Source organism: Aeromonas sp. FDAARGOS 1404 (assembly GCF_019047085.1).
GTDB lineage: Bacteria > Pseudomonadota > Gammaproteobacteria > Enterobacterales > Aeromonadaceae > Aeromonas > Aeromonas veronii.
The window spans coordinates 3,712,074-3,735,911 of the sequence record NZ_CP077237.1 but is presented as its reverse complement, the minus strand read 5'-3'; the positions used below and the strand labels follow the sequence as shown (position 1 = coordinate 3,735,911).

The 23,838-nt window shown below is 56.5% G+C and carries 20 protein-coding genes; 9 read left to right on the top strand and 11 right to left on the bottom strand.

All coding sequences use genetic code 11. The features are described from left to right. Positions 1 to 25: 25 nt before the first annotated feature. From tviB to I6L34_RS17385, 4 genes are all read right to left on the bottom strand, one after another. Positions 26 to 1,300, bottom strand: coding sequence for a Vi polysaccharide biosynthesis UDP-N-acetylglucosamine C-6 dehydrogenase TviB (gene tviB / locus I6L34_RS17400; protein ID WP_019445302.1), 1,275 nt, complete (start codon positions 1,298 to 1,300; stop codon positions 26 to 28). Between the two features lie 15 nt (positions 1,301 to 1,315). Continuing rightward, positions 1,316 to 2,350: a Gfo/Idh/MocA family protein gene (locus tag I6L34_RS17395; protein WP_019445303.1), complete on the bottom strand. Its 1,035-nt coding sequence runs from the start codon at positions 2,348 to 2,350 to the stop codon at positions 1,316 to 1,318. 786 nt (positions 2,351 to 3,136) lie between these two features. Further along, positions 3,137 to 6,286: an efflux RND transporter permease subunit gene (locus I6L34_RS17390; RefSeq protein WP_058059856.1), complete on the bottom strand. Its 3,150-nt coding sequence runs from the start codon at positions 6,284 to 6,286 to the stop codon at positions 3,137 to 3,139. 17 nt (positions 6,287 to 6,303) lie between these two features. Next, positions 6,304 to 7,497: an efflux RND transporter periplasmic adaptor subunit gene (locus tag I6L34_RS17385; RefSeq protein ID WP_058059855.1), complete on the bottom strand. Its 1,194-nt coding sequence runs from the start codon at positions 7,495 to 7,497 to the stop codon at positions 6,304 to 6,306. 140 nt (positions 7,498 to 7,637) lie between these two features. On the opposite strand from I6L34_RS17385, the gene I6L34_RS17380 reads away from it, so the two are divergent. From I6L34_RS17380 to I6L34_RS17355, 6 genes are all read left to right on the top strand, one after another. Then, on the top strand, positions 7,638 to 8,276 hold the full coding sequence (locus tag I6L34_RS17380; protein ID WP_040065945.1) for a TetR family transcriptional regulator: 639 nt from the start codon (positions 7,638 to 7,640) through the stop codon (positions 8,274 to 8,276). Positions 8,277 to 8,381: 105 nt separating this feature from the next. After that, entirely contained in the window at positions 8,382 to 8,933 is a 552-nt protein-coding gene (locus I6L34_RS17375; RefSeq protein ID WP_216955067.1) for a hypothetical protein, read from the top strand. Positions 8,934 to 9,125: 192 nt separating this feature from the next. Beyond that, complete coding sequence (locus I6L34_RS17370; RefSeq protein ID WP_058059853.1) at positions 9,126 to 10,307, top strand: dicarboxylate/amino acid:cation symporter; 1,182 nt, start codon at positions 9,126 to 9,128, stop codon at positions 10,305 to 10,307. A 223-nt stretch (positions 10,308 to 10,530) separates the two neighbouring features. Then, positions 10,531 to 10,845, top strand: coding sequence for a DUF134 domain-containing protein (locus tag I6L34_RS17365; protein ID WP_058059852.1), 315 nt, complete (start codon positions 10,531 to 10,533; stop codon positions 10,843 to 10,845). Further along, entirely contained in the window at positions 10,842 to 11,423 is a 582-nt protein-coding gene (locus I6L34_RS17360) for a NifB/NifX family molybdenum-iron cluster-binding protein (protein WP_058059851.1), read from the top strand. The genes I6L34_RS17365 and I6L34_RS17360 overlap by 4 nt, the downstream gene beginning before the upstream one ends. Positions 11,424 to 11,465: 42 nt before the next feature. Beyond that, positions 11,466 to 11,651, top strand: a complete 186-nt coding sequence (locus I6L34_RS17355) for a hypothetical protein (RefSeq protein ID WP_058059850.1) — start codon at positions 11,466 to 11,468, stop codon at positions 11,649 to 11,651. Positions 11,652 to 11,814: 163 nt separating this feature from the next. Here the strand turns inward: I6L34_RS17355 and I6L34_RS17350 are convergent, their stop codons facing one another. Continuing rightward, positions 11,815 to 12,939, bottom strand: coding sequence for an HD domain-containing phosphohydrolase (locus tag I6L34_RS17350; protein ID WP_058059849.1), 1,125 nt, complete (start codon positions 12,937 to 12,939; stop codon positions 11,815 to 11,817). A gap of 292 nt (positions 12,940 to 13,231) precedes the next feature. Between I6L34_RS17350 and rimO the strand changes: the two genes are divergently transcribed. Then, positions 13,232 to 14,560 (top strand): 30S ribosomal protein S12 methylthiotransferase RimO, encoded by a 1,329-nt coding sequence (gene rimO, locus I6L34_RS17345; protein WP_058057718.1) that lies wholly within the window; start codon positions 13,232 to 13,234, stop codon positions 14,558 to 14,560. Between the two features lie 80 nt (positions 14,561 to 14,640). Here the strand turns inward: rimO and I6L34_RS17340 are convergent, their stop codons facing one another. Continuing rightward, the gene (locus I6L34_RS17340; RefSeq protein ID WP_216955066.1) at positions 14,641 to 15,222 is read right to left on the bottom strand and encodes a DUF1349 domain-containing protein; all 582 of its coding nucleotides are present in this window, start codon (positions 15,220 to 15,222) and stop codon (positions 14,641 to 14,643) included. A 223-nt stretch (positions 15,223 to 15,445) separates the two neighbouring features. Next, entirely contained in the window at positions 15,446 to 15,823 is a 378-nt protein-coding gene (locus tag I6L34_RS17335; protein WP_216955065.1) for a hypothetical protein, read from the bottom strand. Positions 15,824 to 16,420: 597 nt separating this feature from the next. Here I6L34_RS17335 and I6L34_RS17330 point away from each other — a divergent pair. Both I6L34_RS17330 and I6L34_RS17325 read left to right on the top strand, forming a co-directional pair. Continuing rightward, positions 16,421 to 16,936 (top strand): transposase, encoded by a 516-nt coding sequence (locus I6L34_RS17330; protein ID WP_216955064.1) that lies wholly within the window; start codon positions 16,421 to 16,423, stop codon positions 16,934 to 16,936. 195 nt (positions 16,937 to 17,131) lie between these two features. Then, complete coding sequence (locus tag I6L34_RS17325) at positions 17,132 to 17,848, top strand: hypothetical protein (RefSeq protein WP_213386852.1); 717 nt, start codon at positions 17,132 to 17,134, stop codon at positions 17,846 to 17,848. Positions 17,849 to 18,030: 182 nt separating this feature from the next. Here the strand turns inward: I6L34_RS17325 and thrC are convergent, their stop codons facing one another. The 4 genes from thrC to I6L34_RS17305 form a co-directional block, all read right to left on the bottom strand. Continuing rightward, positions 18,031 to 19,305, bottom strand: coding sequence for a threonine synthase (gene thrC / locus I6L34_RS17320; RefSeq protein ID WP_216955063.1), 1,275 nt, complete (start codon positions 19,303 to 19,305; stop codon positions 18,031 to 18,033). After that, complete coding sequence (gene thrB, locus I6L34_RS17315; RefSeq protein WP_216955062.1) at positions 19,302 to 20,297, bottom strand: homoserine kinase; 996 nt, start codon at positions 20,295 to 20,297, stop codon at positions 19,302 to 19,304. Before thrB ends, thrC begins: the two co-directional genes overlap by 4 nt. 2 nt (positions 20,298 to 20,299) lie before the next feature. Continuing rightward, positions 20,300 to 22,759 (bottom strand): bifunctional aspartate kinase/homoserine dehydrogenase I, encoded by a 2,460-nt coding sequence (gene thrA / locus I6L34_RS17310; RefSeq protein ID WP_216955061.1) that lies wholly within the window; start codon positions 22,757 to 22,759, stop codon positions 20,300 to 20,302. A gap of 250 nt (positions 22,760 to 23,009) precedes the next feature. After that, the gene (locus I6L34_RS17305) at positions 23,010 to 23,717 is read right to left on the bottom strand and encodes a tRNA/rRNA methyltransferase (RefSeq protein ID WP_216955060.1); all 708 of its coding nucleotides are present in this window, start codon (positions 23,715 to 23,717) and stop codon (positions 23,010 to 23,012) included. Between the last annotated feature and the right edge of the window lie 121 nt (positions 23,718 to 23,838).

Genomic DNA, 23,838 nt, shown 5'->3' with positions numbered 1-23,838 from the left:
ATTATATTATTGAAAGCAATGTAACTTATAGGCGGATATCAGATTCGCCCAATGGCAGTACATATTTAACGTCATATAACACATGGGCTGGTTTACCCAATGCTCGAATCGCTGCCGCTCCCATCTCTTTGGTCTCACTATGGTCGACAGCAAGAATAATGGCATCATATTTAGCAGGTTCAAGCTCATCAATCAGAATAATTCCATATTCCTCTTGGACTTCATGCTTTACCGCCCAACTGTCATAAACATCAACTGACATATTAAACTCTTTGAGCTCTTTGATGATATCAATTATTTTGGTATTACGCACATCTGGGCAGTCCCCTTTAAAGGTGAATCCCATAACCAAAACTTTTGCTTCATCAATATTGATTTTATTACGAGCCATTTTTTTCACAAGTTGCGTTGCAACATATTCACCCATACCATCATTGATGCGACGACCGGCTAAAATAACCTCCGGACGATATCCCACCTCTTGGGCTTTGTGGGTCAAATAATAAGGATCAACACTGATACAATGGCCGCCAACCAACCCCGGTTTAAAAGGCAAGAAGTTCCATTTTGTTCCCGCAGCTTTTAACACTTCTTCAGTATCAATATCCAACCGATTAAAAATTTTGGCAAACTCATTGATAACAGCGATATTAAGGTCACGTTGTGTATTTTCAATAACCTTTGCTGCTTCTGCTACACGGATGGAGGAGGCCTTATGGGTACCTACAGTTACAATCTGACGATATACTTCATCAACGAAATTTGCTACTGCTGGTGTTGAACCTGAGGTAATCTTGACGATAGTAGTCAAACGATTAACCTTATCCCCCGGATTTATGCGCTCTGGGCTATAACCTGCATAAAAATCATTATTAAACTTCAGACCAGATATTTTTTCAATAATCGGTAAACATACTTCTTCGGTTGCACCAGGATATACAGTTGACTCAAAAACTACGATATCACCTTGTTTAATAATCTTTCCAAGTGCTTCCGATGCTTTCTCCAATGGAGTCAGGTCTGGTGTATTTTCCTCTGTGATAGGAGTCGGTACAGTAATAATATAAAAGTTACAATGTTTGATATCATCGAGACAATCTGTGTAGCTAAGGTGAGTGGCCTCTAGCAACTCTTCAGCTGAACACTCCAATGTTGAATCTTGACCACTACGTAGTTCATTGACTCGATCTGTTTTTATGTCAAATCCCAATGTCTCAAATTTTTTGCCAAACTCAACTGCCAGCGGCAAACCAACATAACCCAAACCTATTATACCGATCTTCAAGTTTTCCAGATTCATCTCAAAATCCTACTATTATACGTTTAAAGGCAAACCAATTTCTTTATTATCTCTTGCTGAACGATAAATAGAGATAAGCAACTCAAGTGATTTTAACCCTTCACGTCCATCGGTTTCTGGTTCCGCTTTGCCACGCAATACGTCTGCTACATTCTGAAAATAAGGCGGGTGACCAAACCCATATACTGATGTGGTTTGATAATTAGCTGCTGAAATTTCTGCATCGTAGTCTTTGGATTCAGCAAAACTCCATTCTTGAATATCATTAACGGCCACGCCACCAATACGTACCGTGCCTTTTTCTCCAAGAATGGTGATAGAGCCTTCCAAATTCTTTGGATAGGTGCACATGGTCACAGCCATGGAACCAAGCGCGCCGTTACGCCACTTCAAGTTAACGACACCGGTATCTTCTACCTCGATATCCCGATGGGTGGATAACATTGAGTGCACTTTTTCAACCGGCCCAATCAACCAATGCAATAAATCTACATAATGAGTTGCCTGATTCATAAAAGCGCCACCATCCATATCCCAAGTGCCAGACCATGCCGCACGATCATAATACTCTTGTGGCCTAGTCCAGAATACATTTATGTGTACCATATGAATTTTGCCAAAGCGTTTTTCTGTTGCAGCTCGCTTAAGCAGTTGTAGGGTTGAGTTGCGACGATTTTGCTTAACAACAAACAAATGAACACCCGCTTCGTCACACGCTTTAACCATTGCCAAACCATCTTCCCACTTGGTTGCCATAGGTTTTTCTGTGATGACATGCACACCCGCTTTGGCTGCCTTTATAGTTTGGTTGGCATGAATACCACTAGGAGTACAAAGTGTCACCAGATCTAGCTGCTCATTGAGCAACATTTCATCAAGTGACTGATAGGCTGGAACCCCATATTGCTTGCGATGCGCCTCTAACACCTCTGGGTCATTATCACAAATTGCTACCAGTTCATATTCATTGTAAAGCTGTTCTATCGAACCAAAATGATTCTTTGATATACGACCACAACCAACTACTGCTACTCTTATTTTTTTATCCATGTTAGTTTCCACGCCTATTAACAATAAAGACAAAAGAAATGATTAAGTAAATAAAATATACCACTTTCTTTAAGAAAAGAATTGTTTTATCAAACCCAACAAAATACTTATGATTAAACGTGTTTATTTATATGATTATATGAAAATGTGAATTTATGTCGCTTGTAGCTCTAATGAAAATCCTATTTAGCGACTCACCTCTACAGGCATTATCGCTGGATGATGATGATGATGATGATGATGATGATGATGATGATGACACTGTGATACATCGCCGCAGCACTAGTCTATGCACCTAACAAAGTAATCAACTACTTTCCCCAACAGCAACAACCAGAACGGTTGTTTTTTAAACACAAGATCAAAATGATCATGGCTACCGCACTGGGTTACAGCCCCCAGTTTGCTGCTTTTCACCACATTGCTCACGCTGTTGGTCATCATGTCCTCCAGCATTATTGTGTTTTTGGCGGTGTGGATAAAGTAAACAGTCGATAATTGAAACTGCTTGCCACACCGAGTCAGCCCGATTTGATGCCGAATTCTATCCCGTTTCCCCCGAAGATGAACAGCTAAAAGTGTTTTGATAGGGAGCAAATTGAGGCCATTCAATGAACAATGCCTGTTTCATTGCATCAGCTTCAAGTTGTTACTTAGTTTCGTCTGTTGCTCTTTTGAACAAAAAAACAGGGCAACCCATGGGGTTGCCCTGTCTGATTGTCAGCCAGACCAAAGCTGGCTGGCGATTTATTGAACTCTGTTCAAATTAGCTAAACCTGCATGCCATCAGTCACCTTTTGACTCAACTGCTGCAGCCATGCGCGCCTCTTTACTCTTGTGGCTAGTGAAGTAGCGCATCACCAGCACAAAGAAGAGCGGGACAAAAAAGATGGCCAGCACGGTAGCACTGATCATCCCCCCCATCACGCCGGTACCGATGGCGTTACGGCTGCTGGCGCCGGCGCCGGAGCTGATCACCAGCGGCAGCACCCCGAGGATAAAGGCGAGCGAGGTCATCAGGATCGGACGCAGACGCAGGCGTGCCGCCTCCACCACCGCCTCACCCAAGCCCATCCCCTTGTCGTAGAGCTCTTTGGCGAATTCCACGATCAAAATCGCGTTTTTTGCCGACAAGCCGATGGTGGTGAGCAGACCAACCTGGAAGTAAACGTCGTTCTCCAACCCGCGCAGGGTGGCAGCCACAATGGCCCCCAGAACCCCGAGCGGTACTACCAGCATCACCGAGAACGGAATGCTCCAGCTCTCGTAGAGGGCTGCCAGACAGAGGAACACCACCAGCAAGGAGATGGCGTAGAGCGCGGGAGCCTGTGAACCGGCCTGCCGCTCCTGGAAGGAGAGCCCGGTCCACTCGATACCCACCCCTTCCGGTAGCTGTTTCACCATCTGCTCGATGGCGGCCATCGCATCACCGGTACTCTTGCCGGGCGCCGCTTCACCGACGATCTCCATCGCCGGCACGCCGTTATAACGCTCCAGACGCGGCGAGCCGAAGCTCCACTCGGTGCTGGCAAAGGCGGAGAAGGGCACCATCTGACCGGCACTGTTGCGCACATACCAGAGTTTCAGATCTTCCGGGTTCATCCGGAAGGGGGCATCCGCCTGCATGTAGACCTTCTTGATCCGGCCACGGTCAACGAAGTCATTGACGTAGGAAGAACCCCAGGCAGTGGCCAGGGTGTTGTTGATATCCGCGATGGATAGCCCCTGCGCCAGCGCCTTCTCGTAGTCGATCTTGATATCGAGCTGCGGCGTATCTTCCATCCCGTTCGGACGCACCCGCACCAGAGTGGGATCCTGCGCCGCCATGCCGAGCAGCTGGTTGCGCGCAGCCATCAGCTTGTCGTGGCCGATACCGCCGCGATCCTGCAGGAAGAAGTCAAAACCGGTCGCCGTCCCGAGCTCCGGGATCGGAGGCAGGTTAAAGGCGAACACTTGCGCCTCCTTGATGCTGAACAGATAGCCCATGGCACGACCGATAATGGCATTGGCGCTGCGATCCGGGCTCTTGCGCTCGCTCCAGTCCTTGAGCTTGATAAAGGCCATCCCCGCGTTCTGGCCACTACCGGCGAAGCTGAAGCCGGATACGGTCAGTACGGAGTCAACGTTATCCTTCTCGTTTTTCAGGAAGTAGTCGCGCATGTCCGCCAGCACCACCTCGGTGCGCTGCTTGGTCGCCCCCACCGGCAGTTGCACCATGGACATGATGACCCCCTGATCCTCTTCCGGCAGGAAAGAGGTGGGCATCCGCATAAAGAGCACAGCCAGTACCGCCAGCATGGCGCCGTAGATAAGGCTGTAGCGCACGCCCTGCTTGATCACCTTGCGCACGCCGCTCTGATAGCGGTTGGTCCCCGCATCAAAGGCGCGGTTGAACCAGCCAAAGAAGCCGCGCTTGGCACCAAACTCGCCATGTTTCATCGGCTTGAGCAGGGTGGCACAAAGGGCCGGTGTCAGGATCAACGCCACCAGCACCGACAGCACCATGGCCGAGACTATGGTCAGCGAGAACTGGCGATAGATGGCGCCGGTCGAGCCGCCGAAGAAGGCCATCGGCACGAACACGGCGGAGAGCACCAGGGCGATCCCCACCAGTGCGCCGGTGATCTGGGTCATCGACTTGCGGGTGGCTTCCAGCGGGGAGAGATCCTCCTCGCTCATCAGACGCTCCACGTTCTCCACCACCACGATGGCGTCATCCACCAGCAGGCCAATGGCGAGCACCATACCGAACATGGTGAGGGTGTTGATGGAGAAGCCGAACGCCGCCATCACCCCGAAGGTACCGAGCAGCACCACAGGCACCGCAATGGTCGGGATCAGGGTGGCGCGGAAGTTCTGCAGGAACAGATACATGACGCAGAACACCAGGAAGATCGCCTCGATCAGGGTCTGCACCACCTCCTCGATGGAGATCTTCACAAACGGCGTGGTGTCGTAGGGGTAGACGATCTCCATGTTGGCCGGGAAGTAATCCGACAGCTCATTGAGCTTGGCACGCACCTTCTCGGCGGTATCCAGCGCGTTGGCGCCGGTCGCCAGCTTGATGGCGACCGCGGCGGTAGACTGACCGTTGTAGAGCGCATCGGCGTCATAGCTTTCGCCCGCCAGCTCAACCCGGGCCACATCTTTCAGCCGTACCTTGGAGCCATCCTGATTCACCCGCAGCAGGATGTCGTTGAACTGCTCCACGGTAGAGAGCCGGGTTTGCCCCATGATGGTGGCGGTGAACTGCTGATCTTCCACCGACGGAGTACCGCCCAGCTTGCCGAACGCCACCTGGGCGTTCTGCGCCTTGATGGCCGCCTGCACATCACCCGGTGTCATCTGCACCCGGTTGAGTTTGTTGGGATCGAGCCAGACCCGCATGGAGTACTGGCTGCCGAACAAGGTGATGTCCCCTACCCCGTCCAGACGACTCAGAGGCTCCTTGATGTTGGAGACCACATAGTCCGCCAGGTCGTCGTTGTTCATGCTGCCATCGCTGGAGATGAAGGCCGCGACCATCAGGAAGCTACTGGAGGTCTTCTGTACCCGGATCCCCTGCTGCTGCACCTCTTGCGGCAGCAGCGACATCGCTTGTTGCAGCTTGTTCTGCACCTGTACCTGGGCGATATCGGGGTCGGTTCCCGGCTGGAAGGTGAGGGTCACCGACACCCGCCCCGCGGAGTCAGACTGTGAAGACATGTAGAGCAGGTGATCCAGCCCGGTCATGTTCTGTTCGATGATCTGGGTCACCGAGTCTTCCACCGTTTTGGCGGATGCGCCCGGATAGCTGGCGGAAATACCGACAGCGGGCGGCGCAATGCTCGGATACTGGGCGACCGGCAATTTGATGATGGCCAGACTGCCCGCCAGCATGATCACCAGCGCGATCACCCAGGCAAAAATGGGTCTATCTATAAAAAATCGAGCCATGAGGCGATTACTCCATCCTACTTGTTGGCCGGGGTGTTGGACGCAGCTTGAGCAGACGGTGCATCAGCACCCTGCTCGGCGGGATTGACCACGGCGCCCGGTCGTACTTTCTGCAAGCCAGCCACGATCACCCGCTCGCCGGAGGTGAGCCCTGACTCCACCACCCAGTTGCTGCCGACGACCCGGCTCAGCTGCACGTTGCGCAGCACCACCTTGTTATCAGCGGTCACCACCATCACGGTTGCGCCGCCGTTGGGGGTGCGAGTCACGGCAGTTTGCGGCACCAGCAGCCCTTGCGCCCGCTCACCCTCTTGCAGGGTCGCGCGCATAAACATGCCGGGCAGCAGCAGCTGATGAGGGTTGGGCACAATCACTCGCAGGGTCACCATGCCGGAGGTCTCATCCACTGTCACATCGGAGAACTGCAGCGAGCCCTCTTCGCCATAAGTGGAGCCATCTTCCAGCTGGAAGGTCACCTTGGCCCCCTTCTGCTCGTCCTGGGTCAGCTTACCCTCGGCGACCAGTCGCTTGAGGCGCAGCAGATCGGCGGTGGACTGACGCACATCCACATACATGGGATCGAGCTGCTGAATGGCGGTCAGGCTGTCAGCCTGCTGGGCGGTCACCAGCGCCCCCTCTGTCACCGCGGATTTACCTATGCGGCCACTGATGGGGGCTGTGATGCGGGTGTAACCGAGATTGATCTCGGCAGTGCGCAGGGCCGCCTTGCTCGCCATGATCTCCGCCTTGGCCTGCTTCCAGCTGGCGTCAGCGTCGTCATAGTCCTGACGGCTGATGGATTTGACCTTGAGCAGCTCCTGATAGCGCTGCGCCTTGAGGCGGGCACTCTGCTCGTTGGCCTCGGCCTTGGCCAGATTGGCCTTGGCGCTGGCAACCGCCGCCTGATAGACAGCCGGATCGATCTGATAGAGCAGATCGCCCGCCTTCACATCGCTTCCCTCGGTAAAGAGGCGCTTGAGGATGATGCCGCTCACTTGCGGACGCACTTCGGCCACCCGCAGCGGTGCGCTGCGACCGGTCAACTCGGTGGTCAACATCAGCGGACCGCTCTGCAGGGTCACCACGTTGACCGCCGCGGGGGGCATGCCGCCCTGTCCCTGGGGTGCGCCCCCCTTGTCACCACAACCTGCCAGCAAGCCTGTAGCCAGCAAGGCAAGACCAACTGAACGAGCAAGAATATGTTTATGCATGAAACACCTGAGCCTTTGCCAGTCAATGAACAATCAGGGCCGCATGGGCCCTGTTGGTAAATAGTCGAAAGATGAGGCAATATACATACATTCATAAATGTATGTAAGTGACTTTTTGCTTGCATGAGGCACAAATTTCGATGGCCAGACGAACCAAAGAAGAGGCGCAGCAAACCCGCTGCCACATCATGAGCACGGCGCTGGATCTGTTCTGCTCTCAGGGCCTGGCCAAGACCAGCCTGACCGACATCGCCAGGGCGGCAGACCTGACCCGCGGGGCCATCTATTGGCACTTCAAGAACAAGGATGAACTCTTCATTTCGCTCTGGCAGGAGCTCTGCAGCCCCCTCGCCCACCAGCTCGATGCCTGCCTCAATCCAGATGAGCCGGATCCGCTCGGGCAACTGCGCCTCTTCTTCGAAGGGGTGCTCCACAGCTTCATTCACAATCCGGCCCAGCGGCAGATGTTTACCATACTGTTCAATCTCGAATCGCTGGAGGGGGAAGCCATCTCACTGCGCGAGCATATCCGCAGCCAGTCCGCCAACTTCTTCCGGGATCTGGAGACCACCCTGGCCAATGCGGTACGGCGGGGCCAACTGCCCGCCAACCTCAACCTGCAGCGCGCCGCCACCCTGCTCCACTGCACCCTGGATGGCTACATCATCAACTGGCTCCACTTTCCGGGGCGGATAGACCTGCAGGGCGAATCCGCCTTCCTGATAGAGAGCATGTTCACCATGCTGGCCCAGCCCCACGGGCCTGCCTGCGGCCGCTAACCGGCGCCAGCAACTCCCACCCATCCAAATCGGGGCCTGACCGCACGCTTTGGCAGTCAGGCCCCGATTTGTTACCCTGTGCGCCCCCTGCTTGAGGTAACCCCTGTGCCACACTCTGACGCCATCCCCGCTTCCCGGCCATTTAACGACCAGCACGCCCACGCTCGGGCTGCCTTTGTGGCGCACCTCAAATCCGGTGCTCACCTGCTCAATGGTCAGTGCGGTACGGGGGAGGATCTGTGCTGGCTGCGTGCAGAAGGGTATGTGGTCACCGCCTGCGAAGCTGTGCTGGCTGACGCCAGAGTTGCTTCGCAGCAATCCGGACAAGCAGTGCGGGTCTGCCCGCTGGCGAAGATGCACTCGGTGCTCCCTTACGATGGCGTCTGGCTAAGCCGCCCGCTTGATAGCGACACGGCCACCCTTGTTCCCCTGTTGCAACAGTTGGCGACCCTGCTCAAAGCGGGCGCTCCGATCTGCTTCCCCCTGCCGCCAAGCGGCAAGATAAGTCACGCTCAGCTACAGCAACTGGTCACCACATCCGGGATAGCGCTGCAACTGGCGCCGATGGAAGCCGTATCAGCCAGTATGTCAGATTCCTCAAGTCAACACGCCAGCCAGTACGTCATGTTGCTGCGTGGCGATCATCAAGCCACCTAACGGGCTAATTCATCACGGATTTTCCCGTTCAACGCCAAGCCGACAGCTAGTCGGCGATCCTGGCTTTCGACAATATTTAACTCGGCATTAACGCAGAAAAGGCAGACATAACACGGCTTACGTGTTAAAAAGTGTGATTAATATCAAAATTTAATAACAAAACAGACAATACAACCAACTCCGGATTTCCTTATGAAACTTGTCCTGAAACTCATTGCTGGCATCCTTGCCGGTCTCTTGCTCGGTCTCTACGCCCCTGAGTGGGTGGCGCGCGTGCTGTTTACGGCCAAGACAGTGATAGGTCAGCTGATCACCTTCACCATTCCGCTCATCATTCTGTTCTTTATCATGAGCGGCATCGCCAGCCTGCCGAAAAACTCCGGCAAGCTGCTGGGCAAAACCGTGGCCCTCTCCTACTGCTCCACCATTCTGGCGGGGCTATTCGCCTTTACCGTGGCGAGCCACCTGATCCCGCAGTTCACCACCGCCGCCGAGCCCACCACGGCCACGGCTATCAAGCTTACCTCCTACGTCAATCTGGAGATCCCGCCGCTGTTTGGCGTGATGTCGGCACTGGCCGCCGCCTTCGTGTTTGGCATCGGCATCAGCGCCACCCAGGCCACCGATCTGCGCCGAGTCGCCGATCAGGGTCGTGACATCATCGACCGCCTGCTGGCCAAGGTGATCATTCCGCTGCTGCCGTTCTATATCGCGGGCGTCTTTGTCGAGATGACGGTGGAAGGCACCGTATTCGCCACTCTGAAAACCTTCGGCGTAGTGCTGGTGATGGCGATCCTGATGCACTGGATCTGGCTCTCCGTGCTGTTCGTGGGCACCGGTCTGGCCCTTGGCCGCTCACCGGCCCAGCTCATCAAGAACATGCTTCCGGCCTACTTCACCGCGCTGGGGACCATGTCGAGCGCAGCCACCATTCCGGTCGCTCTGCAATCGAGCAAGAACAACGGGGTGAGCGACGGCATCGCCAACTTTACTGTGCCCCTGTGTGCCACTATTCACCTCTGTGGCTCCACCATTACCCTGGTCACCTGTGCCACCGCGGTGATGTTCCTCTCCGAGCATCTGGCCATTCCGGGCATCGAGACCATGCTCCCCTTCATCATGATGCTGGGGGTGATCATGATCGCCGCCCCGGGCGCCCCGGGTGGTGGCGTGATGTCGGCGCTGGGCCTGCTCACCTCCATGCTCGGTTTCGGTGAAGCCTCCATCGCCCTGATGATCGCTCTCTATCTGGCGCAAGACAGCTTCGGCACCGCCTGCAACGTCACCGGTGACGGCGTGATTGCCCTGTGGGCGGATCGCTTCGCCAACGGTAGCGAGAGCGCAGCTCCTGTGGCCGAGGCCGAACAGGCGTAAGCTCGCCGGGATTGCCCGACCATCCTCTGCAAAACCGCAGGCCCGAACCATGTTCGGGCCTGCGTCGTTTCTGCCACCTTCACAGCGTTTGTACGTATTCCTCTCCCCCCTCTTTACCCCTCTCTGCCATGAATAGCACTGGCGCTACCCTCTGCATCAGACAAAATTATTGGCATATGCTACATATGAGCGTATAAATGGCTTATGCCAATTAGGAGCCACCATGCCAAGACCCAAGATTGCCCGCCAGATCTGTGGCCGCCCCGCCAACAGCTGCTTCAAACCCAACGGCCGCCCCATGCATCAGCTGGAACAGGTCACGCTGGCCCCTGACGAGTTCGAGGCACTGCGCCTCGTCGACCTTCAAGGAATGCAGCAGCAGGAGGCCGCCCTGGTGATGGGGGTTTCCCGCCAGACCCTGGCCAATATCCTGAAAAAAGGGCGCTACAAGGTGGTGGAGTGTCTGAGTCTGGGCAAGGCATTGATGATGCAACCCGCCGAGCCCGACCACCCAACCAGTGGAGAAGATCCGACATGAATGCTGTCACAACCATGACCACCAACCCCTGCAACAGCGCCCTGATGCTGAGTCAGGGGCTGCTGGCTGGCCACTTTACCCGTGCCGAGCAGCTGCAAATTCTTAACCCCGAAGGGAACGTTATCGCCACCCTGGCTAACCCGGCCGTCGCCGAAGGCTGCCACGGCAAGCAAGCGCTGCTCGACGCCCTCGCCCATCATCAAGTGGGTCAGGTGGTGGTGCGCAATATCGGCGAGCGGATGCTGAGTCGCCTGCTGGCGGCCAATATCCGGGTGCTGCAGTGTCGCTCTGCCCGCCTGCCGCTGCCCGCGCTGCTGGCCCCCGTCAATCTGCAACCTCTAACCGAGGCCAGTCAGGGGCGTCCGTCTCGCCGTCATCAGAGCAAGGCGACTATCCGTGCAATCCAGCCCGTCGGCGCAGGCCAGAGTCATAGCCATTGTCATGGTGGTTGCAACAGTGGCTCCGATCACTGTTGCGCCAGTAGTGGCAATCAGGCAGAGAGCTCACGACAAGGCCATACTTGTTGCCACGGCAGTGAGGGCGCCAACCAGCAGGGCGGTTGCTGCCATCATCACTGATGCCATCACAGTGCATGTCATCCCCATCAAGGAGAAGAGATCATGTCCATCTGGTTGTTGAGCCTGCTCGCCTCGTTCGTGCTGATCCTGACCATGGGCACCATCATCTGGTGGCGCCAATACCAGCTTGCCCAGAAACGGGAAGATAAAGAGGTACGCCCCTGTGGCTGCTCCAGCGCCTGCGCGGATCACCTCTATCAAATCAGCGAGCCGACGCCCAAACAGTAACCTGAGCGCAAACGCCATAGTCGCAGAGATAAGGTCGGCAAACTAAAGGCGCATTTAATAGAAAGACGTATAAAAGAGAGGGGGCACCTGCTGGTGCCCCCTCTCTATTTACTCCTCGTCATGCTTGAACCGCCTCTTTCCCCCTTATGCTCATCACACGCGCTCAACCCGGCTCGGCGCCGCTGGCCGCCACGCTCGCAGTGCAGGCCGGATCCTGATACTGCTGATAGATGGCATAAAACTCGGCCTTGTTGTGCAGGGCTGCGTCGACACAGGCGGGATCAAATTGGCTGCCGGCATGCTCCTCCAGATAGGCAAACGCCGTCTCGAACGGCCAGGCCTTCTTGTAGGGGCGCTCGCTGGTCAGGGCATCAAACACATCGGCCACCGTCACGATGCGCGCCGCCAGCGGGATCGCCTCCCCCGCCAGCCCCAGCGGATAGCCGGCTCCGTCGAAGCGTTCGTGATGGCTGGCGATGATGTTGGTCAGCATGTCGGTGTGGTGAATGCCATCGAGACCAAACTCGTTGATCATCAGACTGATCATCTCCCGCCCCTTGCCGGGGTGGATCTTCATGATCTCGAACTCTTCCGGGGTCAGCTTGCCCGGTTTGAGCAAGATGGCGTCCGGCACCGCGATCTTGCCGATGTCGTGCAGCTCCGAGAAGAGATAGATAAACTCCACCTCTTCATCGCTCAACCCGCAACTCGGTGCCAGTGTCCTGGCGATCAGCCGAGAGTAGGCCGACATCCGGTGCAGGTGGTTGGCGGTCTCCTCATCCCGATAGCGGCTAAACTCCCGCGCTGTGGTCAGCGCGCCGCCAAGGGTCTGGATGGAGAAAAACTCCACCGCAATGATGGCCGAGAGCGCCTGGGCATAGGCCGACAGCTCGCTGCGGATCGGCTCCTCGAAGTATCCCGGCTCCATGGCATCGCAAAACAGAAAGCCAAACAGCTTGCTGTTGAAGAGCAGCGGCTCGGTATAGCTGGAGGCATAACCCGCCTCCAGCACCTTGCGGCTGTGCTCCGATGCCGAGCCACGCAGGGCATCCAGATTGCCGAGTACCCGGGGCTGCTTGTGCTCCGCCAGATAACTCAGGGAGGGAACATCGCTCAGCTTCACCTCATACTGCACCAGTGGCGAGGGCCCCTCTGTGCTGTGGGCAAATGTCTTGAGCTGATCGGTATGGGGATCGTAAATCGCGATGGCCACCCGACTCAGCTTGTCAAAGCGCTGCCTGAGCGTGGCATGTACGCTCTGCATTTTTTCGCCAAATGAACTTTCCATCGCCTTCTCCAACGGGACCCCGTGATGGAAGTATAGTGACTCCCTTTGACGCTCTCCCCGCCACAGCGTCAAAATTGACAGAAAAATCAACAAAGCAGCTTCCCCACAACAAGCCTGCATGGCAGAGGCAATAGCCCTACCAAGGGCGCGCCATCACCGACTGCTGGTGCGGCCCAATCTTGCCTGGTCGGAGATATTGTTCGGTTCTGCCATGCTGGCTGTATAGTTTTTGGTTAACCATTCCGGTAAAATCCGCGCCCTTAAAGAAGAGCCACCTAAGAGTGATTGAGCGATGTCCAACACAAAACAGGCCCCCAAAGTAGGATTCGTCTCCTTGGGTTGCCCCAAAAATCTGGTCGATTCAGAACGCATCCTGACCCAGCTGCGTACCGAAGGGTACGATGTGGTGCCCAGCTATGACGATGCCGAGCTGGTCGTCGTCAACACCTGCGGCTTTATCGACAGCGCGGTGCAAGAGTCGCTGGAAGCGATCGGCGAAGCGCTGGCCGAGAACGGCAAGGTGATCGTCACCGGTTGCCTTGGCGCCAAAGAGAACCAGATCCGCGAGATCCACCCCAAGGTGCTCGAGATCACCGGCCCCCACGCCTATGAAGAGGTGCTGGGTCACGTCCACAAATATGTGGAGAAGCCGCAGCACAACCCCTTCACCAGTCTGGTACCGGCCCATGGCGTCAAGCTGACCCCGCGCCACTATGCCTATCTGAAGATTTCCGAGGGCTGCAACCACCGCTGCACCTTCTGCATCATCCCCTCCATGCGCGGGGATCTGGTGAGCCGCCCCATCGGCGACGTGCTGGCAGAAGCCAAGCGCCTGAAAGAGGCGGGCGTGAAGGAGCTGCTGGTGATCTCCCAGGACACCTCCGCCTACGGCGTCGATGTGAAGCACCGCACCGGTTTCTACGACGGCATGCCGGTCAAGACCAGCATGGTCGCCCTGTGCGAAGAGCTGGCCAAGCTCGACATCTGGGTGCGTCTGCACTACGTCTACCCCTACCCGCACGTAGATGACGTCATCCCGCTGATGCGCGATGGCAAGGTACTGCCCTACCTCGATATTCCGTTGCAGCACGCCAGCCCGCGCATCCTCAAACTGATGAAGCGCCCGGGTACGGTCGAGCGCACCCTGGAGCGGATCCAGAAATGGCGCGAAATCTGCCCGCAGATCACCCTGCGCTCCACCTTTATCGTCGGCTTCCCGGGCGAGACCGAAGAAGATTTCCAGATGCTGCTGGACTTTATCGACAAGGCAGAGCTGGATCGCGTCGGCTGCTTCAAATACAGCCCGGTCGAAGGGGCGCTGGCCAACGAGCTGCCGGATCCGGTACCGGAAGCCGTACAGGAAGAGCGCTTCCAGCGCTTTATGGAGCTGCAACAGCAGGTCTCCATCCGCAAGCTGGCCCGCAAAGTGGGTCAGGAGATGACCGTTATCATCGACGAAGTGGATGAAGAGGGTGCCACTGGCCGCTCCTTCGCCGATGCGCCGGAGATCGACGGTCTGGTCTACCTCAACGGCGAAACCGGCCTCAAGCCGGGGGACATGGTCAAGGTGCGGATCGACGAATCCGACGAATATGACCTGTGGGCCAGCCTGATCAGCTAATTGAGGCCTTACCAGCCAAATGAAAAAAGCGCCTGCGGGCGCTTTTTTATTGGCTGAATAGCGCAGGCAAAACCGCTGGCCTAGCTCAAATCATGGAGCGCCTTGCCAAGAGGCGGCGTGAGGCGCAAGTCAGAGAAGCGCACCGCCAGCCCCTGCCGCTCCGGCGTGCAGCACATCACCCCGATAAAGCAGTGTTCGCTTGGCGGGAACGGGGCGAGGCGCAGCAGCGGCCACACCTTGCCATCGGTGGAGTATTGCAAACGCAGGCAGTCCGCCAGCCGGGTCAGCCGCAGCCAGAAGCGACGCGGATTACCGGTAAAAATACCGGTGGCCCAGTCAGAGCGCGGATTGGTCAGCACGCTGCCGATCATCGGCTGAGCATCGTTGTACTCGATCCCCGCTTTCAGCCAATGCTCGTCGTCTTGCAACAGCATCAGCCCCGCCTGATCGTAGAGGGTGGTGAACTCCCCCTCGACGCAGACCTGAAAGGTAAACTCCCCCGCCACCTCGCAGCCATAGAGATGCCCACTGTGGCGCTCGAAGCCATACCAGGTGCTGCGCCAAAAATCGGTCTGCCGGTCTGTCACTACCTGCAAACCGTCGTCTGTCTGGTGCCACTTGGCTGGTTCATTGAGCCAGCGCCATTGTTGCCCTTCCATCATCCTGCTTTGCTCCCTTATCCCGCGTAATCCCGCAAAAATGGGGCTCGCCAACGCCTCGTCCGGTAACGGTAGGTCATTGCTGCGCCTCTGCGGAACCAAAAAGGAGTCAATAGTGTCGCTATTGCCGCCCCGATACAAGGCTTGTGCGTTGCGCCATCACTGCGCCCCAAAAAGCGCAGGGGGCCTGATGGCCCCCCGCAAACACACCGGATGAGAAAATGCCTTACTTGGCGGCGCTATCCTTCACGCACTTCTGGACAAAGCTGTTCTTGGCCGCGCCAGCCAGCTTCTTGTCGGCCGCCGCCTTCTCGCACTTGGCCGCCGGATCCACCGCCGCGCCCGTCTTCACGCACTTCTGGATAAAGCTGTTCTTGGCCGCACCGGCCAGTTTCTTGTCGGCGGCCGCCTTCTCGCACTCGCCGGTCGCGGCGCCAGCAGCATCTTTCACGCACTTGCCGACAAAGCTGGTCTTGGCGGCGCCGTTAAGCTTTTTGGCTGCGGCCTGCGCCTCGCACTGCAACTGGGCTGTGTCGCTGGCAAAGACCGGATTGGCCAGCAGCACGCTGCCGCAGAGCAGGCCGAACAGGATGGTACGCTTCATGGGAGATCCCCTCTCTATCTGGTGATGTGTTTGCATGGTCATATTTGCATGACGATGTGTTGCAAATGGCTGTGATTGCAACAGCTGATTGTTGTTGCAGATCCCCCGCCTCGCCAGCTTGGGAGCGGAGCACAGGGCAACCATCGCCCGCACTATAGCGCCGATTACCGGAGCGGGATTGCCCCCAGCCAACCCTTCCTCAGCGGCAAGCCCGCCCCTACTTTCCCGCCACACCCACCAACCCCAATAAAATCAAGGGCCATGGGAATCCAGTGCCCGGCCAGTGCGATTTGTTGAGCCAGCGCAAAAAATCAGCCATTACTGACACTTACGTCATTTTTTGACTGGTATGGCCAGATTCGATTGGCTTAACATAGCCATCCGGTGCCTATTCATCTGTGATGGGCTGCTGCCATCGCTGGTTAATAGAGCATATTGGAAGCTGTAATCCACGGGCGGTAGCGTGGGTTTTGCACAGTGATTGATGTATTGCGTAGGTTGGCGCTGAGCGTAGCGAAGCCCAACACGCGAGTCCTCGGTCAGTTGGTGGCCATTCTGTGCAACCGAACAGACTGGATATTTCCGGAAAGGAGAACCATGCGCTATCGCCGAGCAACAACCAGTGGGGCATGTTGGTTCTTCACCGTCAACCTGGCTGACCGAAAGCAGGATCTGCTGGTACGTCATATCGACCTGCTGCGCGAAGTGCTCCGCCACGTCAAACAGCAACACCCCTTCGAGATTATTGCCATGGTGGTGATGCCGGATCATCTTCATGCCATTTGGCAACTACCGCCGGGTGACAGTGACTATCCCATGCGCTGGTCTCTGATCAAGGCAGGATTTTCACGAAATCTCGCCAAAACAGAGCGGATACGGGAGAGTCGAGTCAGAAAACGGGAACGCGGTATCTGGCAACGCCGTTATTGGGAGCATCTGATCCGGGATGACAAGGAGCTGCAAGCCCATGTCGATTACATCCATTTCAATCCGGTCAAACATGGTTATTGTGCCAAACCTGTCGATTGGCCTTACTCGTCAATTCATCGCCATATCGCCGCAGGATGGATAACGCCAGATTGGGCCATTGATAGTGACTCGGATCAGGAATAATCGGCTTGGAATGTTTTGTAGGTTGGCGCTGAGCGTAGCGAAGCCCAACAAACGGGATATATGACTTTCCAAACAAGATGAATTTTGACCATATAAAATCAAAAACCGAATTTAGCTTTCTCGGTAAACGTTGGGCTTCACTTCGTTCAGCACCAACCTACGAGATTTAACCCAACATATGGAATAACAGAAGAAATGAAAGTATCACTAACAGAAGAAAAGGAAGATTCACTAACAGACAAAATGAAAAAGGACAGTGAATTTCAGTCCAAAAGAAAGCAATTGATTGTAGTGAGTATTTTACTAATGGCTATAAGTCTATCCGATGCTCAATTGAAGGAAGCCAACACATTCATTTTCAAAATTGATTTCTCAAACACAGCAGCGTTTGGTTGGATGATGTTCTTTGGTGTGATTGTTCTAATCATTAGATACTACTCGTTCGCCTTCAAGTATCACTCTTACTTATATGATGTTTGGGCTAACGCGATGATGAAAGACAGAAGGGTTCTTGTTTATTACTTTGATGATAATAGCTGTGATTACATACCTCATGGTTTACTAAGCAAGCTAAAGGATCATTCATGTTCAAGTAATATTGATGGACACTCATTTGAAAAGTACAAAGTAGAACCAAAATATAAAGTAAACGGAATTCTCAAGAGAGGGATAACTTATGACTACGATTCTGGCTATGATATAACAACAGAGGAAGTTAATTTAAATGAATTCCATGCGTGTTGGACAAAAAGAGATTTATACGAATTATTGAAAGTTGAGTTTGAACACCAAAAAGATGCTATCTTTAGACGACCAGAATATTTGGACATATCATTGCCATACTTCATCGCAATTCTATCTTTAATATGTTTTATATTTAAGTATCAAATCCTCTATCTCTTGGCGTTGTAGATATAAATAAACCATAAAAATTTAGGTTCAGGGCTGATTTTAAGTTTTATCTAAAGAAGTCCTTCACTGGAACATTTTCGGATGCATCGTTGTATTTGGGTAACTCATATCTCATTAAGTAAAAAATAAAATCCCCCGTTATCGGGGGATTTTTATTTCTATCGATTATCTCGAAGCGGCAGTTAACCCACCAAAAATGCCCTTAACCGGGCAAACTCCGCTGGCAGGTTATGAGACAAGAGCGGCAGCACGGCGTGCTTGGCGAGCGGGCCGGGCAGCGGTACATCGAGATTGAGGATCTCGTCTACCGACTCCTTGAACTTGGCGGGATGGGCGGTGCAGAGGAACACCCCCACTTCGTCCTCGGCCAGCTGTTCACCCAACAGATCCCAGGCAATGGCACCGTGGGGTTCGCACAGGTAATCCAGCTGGTGCAGGCGTTTGAGCGCAGCGCGGGTCTGGGCATCGTCACGCATGCCGGAGCCCAGAGTCTCCAGCGCCCAGCCCTTACGACGGCACAGCTCTTCCACTCGTGGCCAGTTGTTGGGGCGGCTGACATCCATGGCGTTCGACAGGGTTGCAACCGTCTGGTGCGGCTCCCACTGACCGGTTTTCAGGTAGCGCGGCACGGTATCGTTGGCGTTGGTGGCGGCGATAAAGCGCTTCACCGGCAGCCCCAACGCCTTGGCGATAAGACCTGCGGTGAGGTTGCCAAAGTTGCCGGACGGCACGCTGATCACCGCCTTGGCACGGTCGGCCTTGGGCAACTGGGCCACCGCTTCGAAGTAGTAGCAAACCTGCGCCAGCAGACGGCTGATATTGATGGAGTTGGCGGAGTTGAGGCCAATGGCCTTTTTCAGCGCTTCGTCGTCAAAGGCCTGTTTTACCAGCGCCTGACAGGCATCGAAGTCGCCGTCGATGGCGATGGTGCGGATATTGCCGCCGAGGGTGCAGAAGAGCTTCTCCTGCAAGGGGCTTATCTTGCCCTTGGGATAGAGGATCACCACCTCGATCCCCTCCAGCCCGTAGAAGGCGTGGGCCACGGCGGCGCCGGTGTCGCCGGAGGTGGCGGTGAGGATAGTAATTTTGTCGTTGGTTCTAAAGGCCGCAAGGCACTGGGCCATAAAGCGGCCGCCGAAATCCTTGAACGCCAGGGTCGGGCCGTGGAACAGCTCGAGGGCATAAGTGCCATCCTTGAGTTTCACCAGCGGCGCCGGGAAGGTGAAGGCGGCATTGATTAGCTCGCTCACTTTCGCTGCGGGCACTTCGTCCCCCAGCAGGTGGCTCAGGATGTGGGCAGAGCGCTCGGCCAGCGGCAGATCGAGCAGGGCATCCACATCGGCGAGCGGCTCGAGTTGTTCGGGGAAGAAGAGCCCCTGTTCGCGACCCAAGCCCTGACGCACTGCCTGCGCGAAGCTCACCTGTTCGCTGTTGTCCTTGATGTTGTAAAGATTCATAGCTCGCTTCCTGTTACCCGTGCCCCGGCCATGTCCAGTTTGCAGACCCGGGCAAATCCATCTTCGTTCTGCACGAAATGTGCTTCCATCCAATCTTTCATCCGCTCGGCCTGCGCCAGATCCTTCATCACCACAAACACGGTGGGGCCGGAGCCGGAGATGCCGGTAGCAAGCGCCCCGTTCTGGGCCGCCTGCGCCCGCACCTCGGCAAAGCCTTCGATCAGCGCCGCGCGGTAGGGCTCGGCAATCACGTCTTTCAGTACGCTCGCCGCCAATCCCTCCTGTCCGGTGTAGCTGGCGTGGACAAAGGCAGCCAGGCGGCGGCCATAGGTGAGGCAATCCTGACGGCGATATTGGGCCGGCAAAATGGCGCGGGCGGCAGCGGTCGAAACCACGGTACCCGGGTAGCAGACCACCCAGTACCACTGATCGAACACCGGAATGCCCTGACTGATAACGCCATGCTCTTCCAGCACCAGCTGCATGCCGCCGAGATAACAGGGGGCCACGTTGTCGTAGTGGACGGAGCCGGAGATCTTGCCCTCCATCTCACCCATCAGCAGCAGCATGTCGTGCTCATCGAGGGGCGCGCCGTGAAAGGCGTTGAGCCCTTCAAGGGCCGCCACCACGCTACAGGCGCTGGAACCCAGACCCGAACCGACCGGCAGGTTCTTCTCCAGCACCATTTCAAGCGGCTTGAGTTTAAGGCCGCGCTTCTCCAGCGCCTCGCCATAGGCGACCCAGCAGTCGAACAGGATATTCTTTTTCGGATCGTCCGGCAGCTTGTGGGCGTAGCGGCCCACGGCTGAGAGGGCGAACGGAACGTCTGCCACTTTCACCTGCACCCGATCGCCCAGCAGAGAGCCATCCACGGGGGCGAGCGCAGCCCCCAGTACATCAAATCCCACGCTCAGGTTGGCGCTGGAGGCGGGGGCGTAGGCGACGACGCTGCCGCCTTCAGTCATATAAGAGGGGTACATGTCTGAACTCATGCTTATAGCTCCTGCTTCCAGTTCTGGGTGCGCAGCACGTCGGCAAAGACGCCCGCTGCAGTCACTTCGGTACCGGCGCCATAGCCACGCAGCACCAGCGGGATCGGCTGGTAGTAGGTGGAGAAGAAGGCGAGCGCGTTCTCCCCGTCTTTGACCTTGAACAGCGGCTCGTTACCACCGACCGCCTTGATGGCGACCTTGCACTTGCCACCCTCGATGGAACCCACATAGCGCAACACCTTGCCTTCACGCTGGGCCGCGGCGAACTGGTCGCGGAACCAGCCGTCAGCTTCGGGCAGACGGGCCATAAAGGCTTCCACGTCGCCGCTAACATCAAATCCGGGCGGCAGCGCCTGCTCGACTTCGACATCGGAGAGCTCCAGCGCCATGCCGGCTTCGCGAGCCAGAATGAGCAGCTTGCGCGCCACATCCATGCCGTTGAGATCGTCGCGGGGATCCGGCTCGGTAAAGCCGTTGCTACGGGCGATTTGGGTTGCCTCGGAGAACGCCATCCCTTCATCCAGCTTGCCGAAGATAAAGGAGAGGGAACCGGACAGAATCCCGTCGAAGGCACGCAGCTTGTCACCGGCCTTGATGAGGTTTTGCAGGTTCTCGATAACCGGCAGACCGGCGCCGACGTTGGTCTCGTACAGGAACTTGCGGCGAGTCTGGCGGGCGGTGCGACGCAGCGCCTTGTAGTAATCGAGCGAACCGGTGTTGGCCTTCTTGTTCGGAGTCACCACATGGAAACCGGCGGCGAGGAAGTCGGCATACTGGACGGCCACCGCCTCGGAGGAGGTGCAGTCGACGATCACCGGGTTGATGATGTGGCTATCTTCCACCAGCTTTTTCACCCCTTCCAGCGAGAAGCTGTCACGGGCTTCCGCCAACTGTTCGCGCCAGTTGGCGAGGTTCAGGCCATCCTTGTTGACCGCCATCTGGCGGCTGTTGGCGATGCCGACCACGCGAAGGCCAGTGCCCTGCTCGGCCAAAACCGGTTGCTGGCGGGCGATCTGATCCACCAGCGCGGCACCGACGCCACCGACACCGACCACAAAGAGATCGATAAACTGCTGGCTGCCAAAGAAGTTCTGGTGGCACGCCTTGATGGCTTCCGCCACCTTGCGATCCCGCACCACCGCCGAAATGGAGCGCTCGCTGGAGCCCTGCGCAATGGCGACGATATTGATGGAGGCTTGCGCCAGCGAGGTGAAGAAGCGGGCCGCCATCCCCTTGCTGGTACGCATGCCGTCACCGATCAGGGAGATGATCGCAAGATCGCTGATGATATCCAGCGGCTCCAGCAGCTGGTTTTTGAATTCGAGCTCGAACTCGCGCTCCAGCACCTTGCGGGTCTTCTCGCTGTCGTAGCTGTGGATACAGAAGCTGACGCTGTACTCGGAAGAGGACTGGGTGATCAGCACGATACTGACCCCGGCGCGGGAGACGGCGGAGAAGATGCGACCGGCCATGCCGACCATCCCCTTCATGCCGGGGCCGGAGACGTTGAACATGCACATGCCGGAGAGATCCGAGATGGCCTTCACTTTCAGGTCATCGTCGCCGCTCTCCGGGCCAATCAGGGTGCCCGGACCTTGCGGGTTGAAGCTGTTCTTGATGAGGCAGGGAATATGGAACTGGGCCACCGGCGCGATGGTTTTCGGGTGCAGCACCTTGGCGCCGAAGTAGGAGAGCTCCATCGCCTCCTTGTAGGAGAGGGTTTTCAGCAGGTAGGCATCCGGCACCAGACGGGGGTCGCAGCTGTAGCAGCCCTCGACGTCAGTCCAGATCTCGCAGCACTCGGCATCGACACAGGCGGCCAGGACGGCGGCGGAGTAGTCGGAGCCGTTGCGGCCCAGCAGCACGGTCTCGCCCTTGTCGCTGCCACCGGTAAAGCCCGGCATCAGGTAAAGACAGTCGCTACGCAGCCCCTTGGCGGCAAAGCGCAGGCGGGAGGCTTCGATATCGACATGGGCTTCCAGATAGCCGCCGTCGGTGACCAGCAGCTCTTCCGGTACGATCAGCTCCAGATCCAGACCGCGCACCCGCAGCAGTTCGTGCATAAAGGCGATGGAGAGGTTCTCGCCACGGCTCAGAATGCGCGCCTGCACGTTGTCCGGGCAGAGGCCCAGCAGACGGATGCCCTGCATCAGCCGCTCCACCTGATCCAGCTCGGCGGTGAGACGGGCCAGCAGCGCCTTGTCATCGAGCGCCGGATAGGCCGCCTTCAACCCGGCCAGCAGGCGGGAGAAGATGCCGTTCACTTCAAACAGGGTGGAACTGGCATCCATGCCGCGGCTGGTCTGTTCCACCAGCGCCACCAGATGATTGGTCACCTTGGCAGGTGCAGACAGCACCAGGGCTACCTGAGATTGGCCATGGGTGTTGACCGCGATATCGGCCACCCGTAAAAAACGCTCTGCATCGGCCAGTGAAGACCCGCCAAATTTCAACACTCTCATCGCTTTCTCTCCCTGTAAATCTATGAAATTCAATCTAAAAACCAGTCCAACAAAAAGGCCCGTACTGGGTGGGTACGGGCCTTTTCTGATTTCTGTGCTTGTTCGTCAGCGCATCAACCGGCCCCAGTGCCACCTGTGGTGGTACCGGTAATAATGGTGGTGGTGATGACGTTGGTGAATAACTGCATGACGAACACTCGTTGACGAAGCTGGCTTTTAGCAATACCGCGGCGGGCGATGGGCTGTCAACTTAAACCTCTTTGCCAAGTTTGCGCGCAAGGTCTTTGCAGAGCAGGTGGAGCATGTTCAAATCCCGCTGCGGCAGCATGGGCACCCGGTCCATCACCCATTGATGCAGTTTTTCATCCTGCGAAACTCCGAGTTCACCCAGCAATTCTGCTGTTTTGCTTTTAAGCACCCGAACCTGCCCAGCGTTATCAAAATTTTCTGCTACCGCAGCGGCGCCGTTGGCGTTCAGCTCATCCATCAGCTGACTCATCTCGTAGGCGTAGAGCATGATCGCCTGCCCCAGATTGAGGGAGGGGTAGCTCACCTTGAGGGGCAGATAGCTGATGAGGTCGACCTCGGCCAGCTGCTCGTTGGAGAGCCCCGACTCCTCGCAGCCAAAGACGATGGCGACCTTGTTGAGTGAAGGCTTGCTGCGGATCTGCTCGCGGATCTCCCCCGGCGTGAGGTAGTGCTGGTAGCGACCGCGCTCACGGGCAGTGGTGGCGATCACCAGATCCATGTCCGCCAGCGCCTCGGACAGGGTGTCAAACGCCTCGGCCTGGGTCAGGATCTCCTGGGCGCCGTGGGCCACCCAGCTCGCCTCCTCCTCTTCGTGTACCCGGCTCGCCACCAGTCGCATGGCATCGAATCCCATGGTTTTCATGGCGCGGGCCGCCGCCCCCACGTTCGCAGGACGGGCAGGTGCCACCAGGACAAAATAGAGCTTCATCGGGTTTCCTCACAGGCCGGACGGCCTCTCAAACAGACAGCAAACAGTCGCTAAACCATCACCAAAACAGGGGCGCAATCTACCGTTTATCCCCGAAAATTGCCACTTGAACAGACGTTTG

Bases quoted from the DNA above. Each gene is read 5' to 3' on its own strand.
- tviB (WP_019445302.1), bottom strand. From the start codon at position 1,300: ATGAATCTGGAAAACTTGAAGATCGGTATAATAGGTTTGGGTTATGTT.
- I6L34_RS17395 (WP_019445303.1), bottom strand. From the start codon at position 2,350: ATGGATAAAAAAATAAGAGTAGCAGTAGTTGGTTGTGGTCGTATATCA.
- I6L34_RS17390 (WP_058059856.1), bottom strand. From the start codon at position 6,286: ATGGCTCGATTTTTTATAGATAGACCCATTTTTGCCTGGGTGATCGCG.
- I6L34_RS17385 (WP_058059855.1), bottom strand. From the start codon at position 7,497: ATGCATAAACATATTCTTGCTCGTTCAGTTGGTCTTGCCTTGCTGGCT.
- I6L34_RS17380 (WP_040065945.1), top strand. From the start codon at position 7,638: ATGGCCAGACGAACCAAAGAAGAGGCGCAGCAAACCCGCTGCCACATC.
- I6L34_RS17370 (WP_058059853.1), top strand. From the start codon at position 9,126: ATGAAACTTGTCCTGAAACTCATTGCTGGCATCCTTGCCGGTCTCTTG.
- I6L34_RS17365 (WP_058059852.1), top strand. From the start codon at position 10,531: ATGCCAAGACCCAAGATTGCCCGCCAGATCTGTGGCCGCCCCGCCAAC.
- I6L34_RS17360 (WP_058059851.1), top strand. From the start codon at position 10,842: ATGAATGCTGTCACAACCATGACCACCAACCCCTGCAACAGCGCCCTG.
- I6L34_RS17355 (WP_058059850.1), top strand. From the start codon at position 11,466: ATGTCCATCTGGTTGTTGAGCCTGCTCGCCTCGTTCGTGCTGATCCTG.
- I6L34_RS17350 (WP_058059849.1), bottom strand. From the start codon at position 12,939: ATGGAAAGTTCATTTGGCGAAAAAATGCAGAGCGTACATGCCACGCTC.
- rimO (WP_058057718.1), top strand. From the start codon at position 13,232: ATGTCCAACACAAAACAGGCCCCCAAAGTAGGATTCGTCTCCTTGGGT.
- I6L34_RS17340 (WP_216955066.1), bottom strand. From the start codon at position 15,222: ATGATGGAAGGGCAACAATGGCGCTGGCTCAATGAACCAGCCAAGTGG.
- I6L34_RS17335 (WP_216955065.1), bottom strand. From the start codon at position 15,823: ATGAAGCGTACCATCCTGTTCGGCCTGCTCTGCGGCAGCGTGCTGCTG.
- I6L34_RS17330 (WP_216955064.1), top strand. From the start codon at position 16,421: ATGCGCTATCGCCGAGCAACAACCAGTGGGGCATGTTGGTTCTTCACC.
- I6L34_RS17325 (WP_213386852.1), top strand. From the start codon at position 17,132: ATGAAAGTATCACTAACAGAAGAAAAGGAAGATTCACTAACAGACAAA.
- thrC (WP_216955063.1), bottom strand. From the start codon at position 19,305: ATGAATCTTTACAACATCAAGGACAACAGCGAACAGGTGAGCTTCGCG.
- thrB (WP_216955062.1), bottom strand. From the start codon at position 20,297: ATGAGTTCAGACATGTACCCCTCTTATATGACTGAAGGCGGCAGCGTC.
- thrA (WP_216955061.1), bottom strand. From the start codon at position 22,759: ATGAGAGTGTTGAAATTTGGCGGGTCTTCACTGGCCGATGCAGAGCGT.
- I6L34_RS17305 (WP_216955060.1), bottom strand. From the start codon at position 23,717: ATGAAGCTCTATTTTGTCCTGGTGGCACCTGCCCGTCCTGCGAACGTG.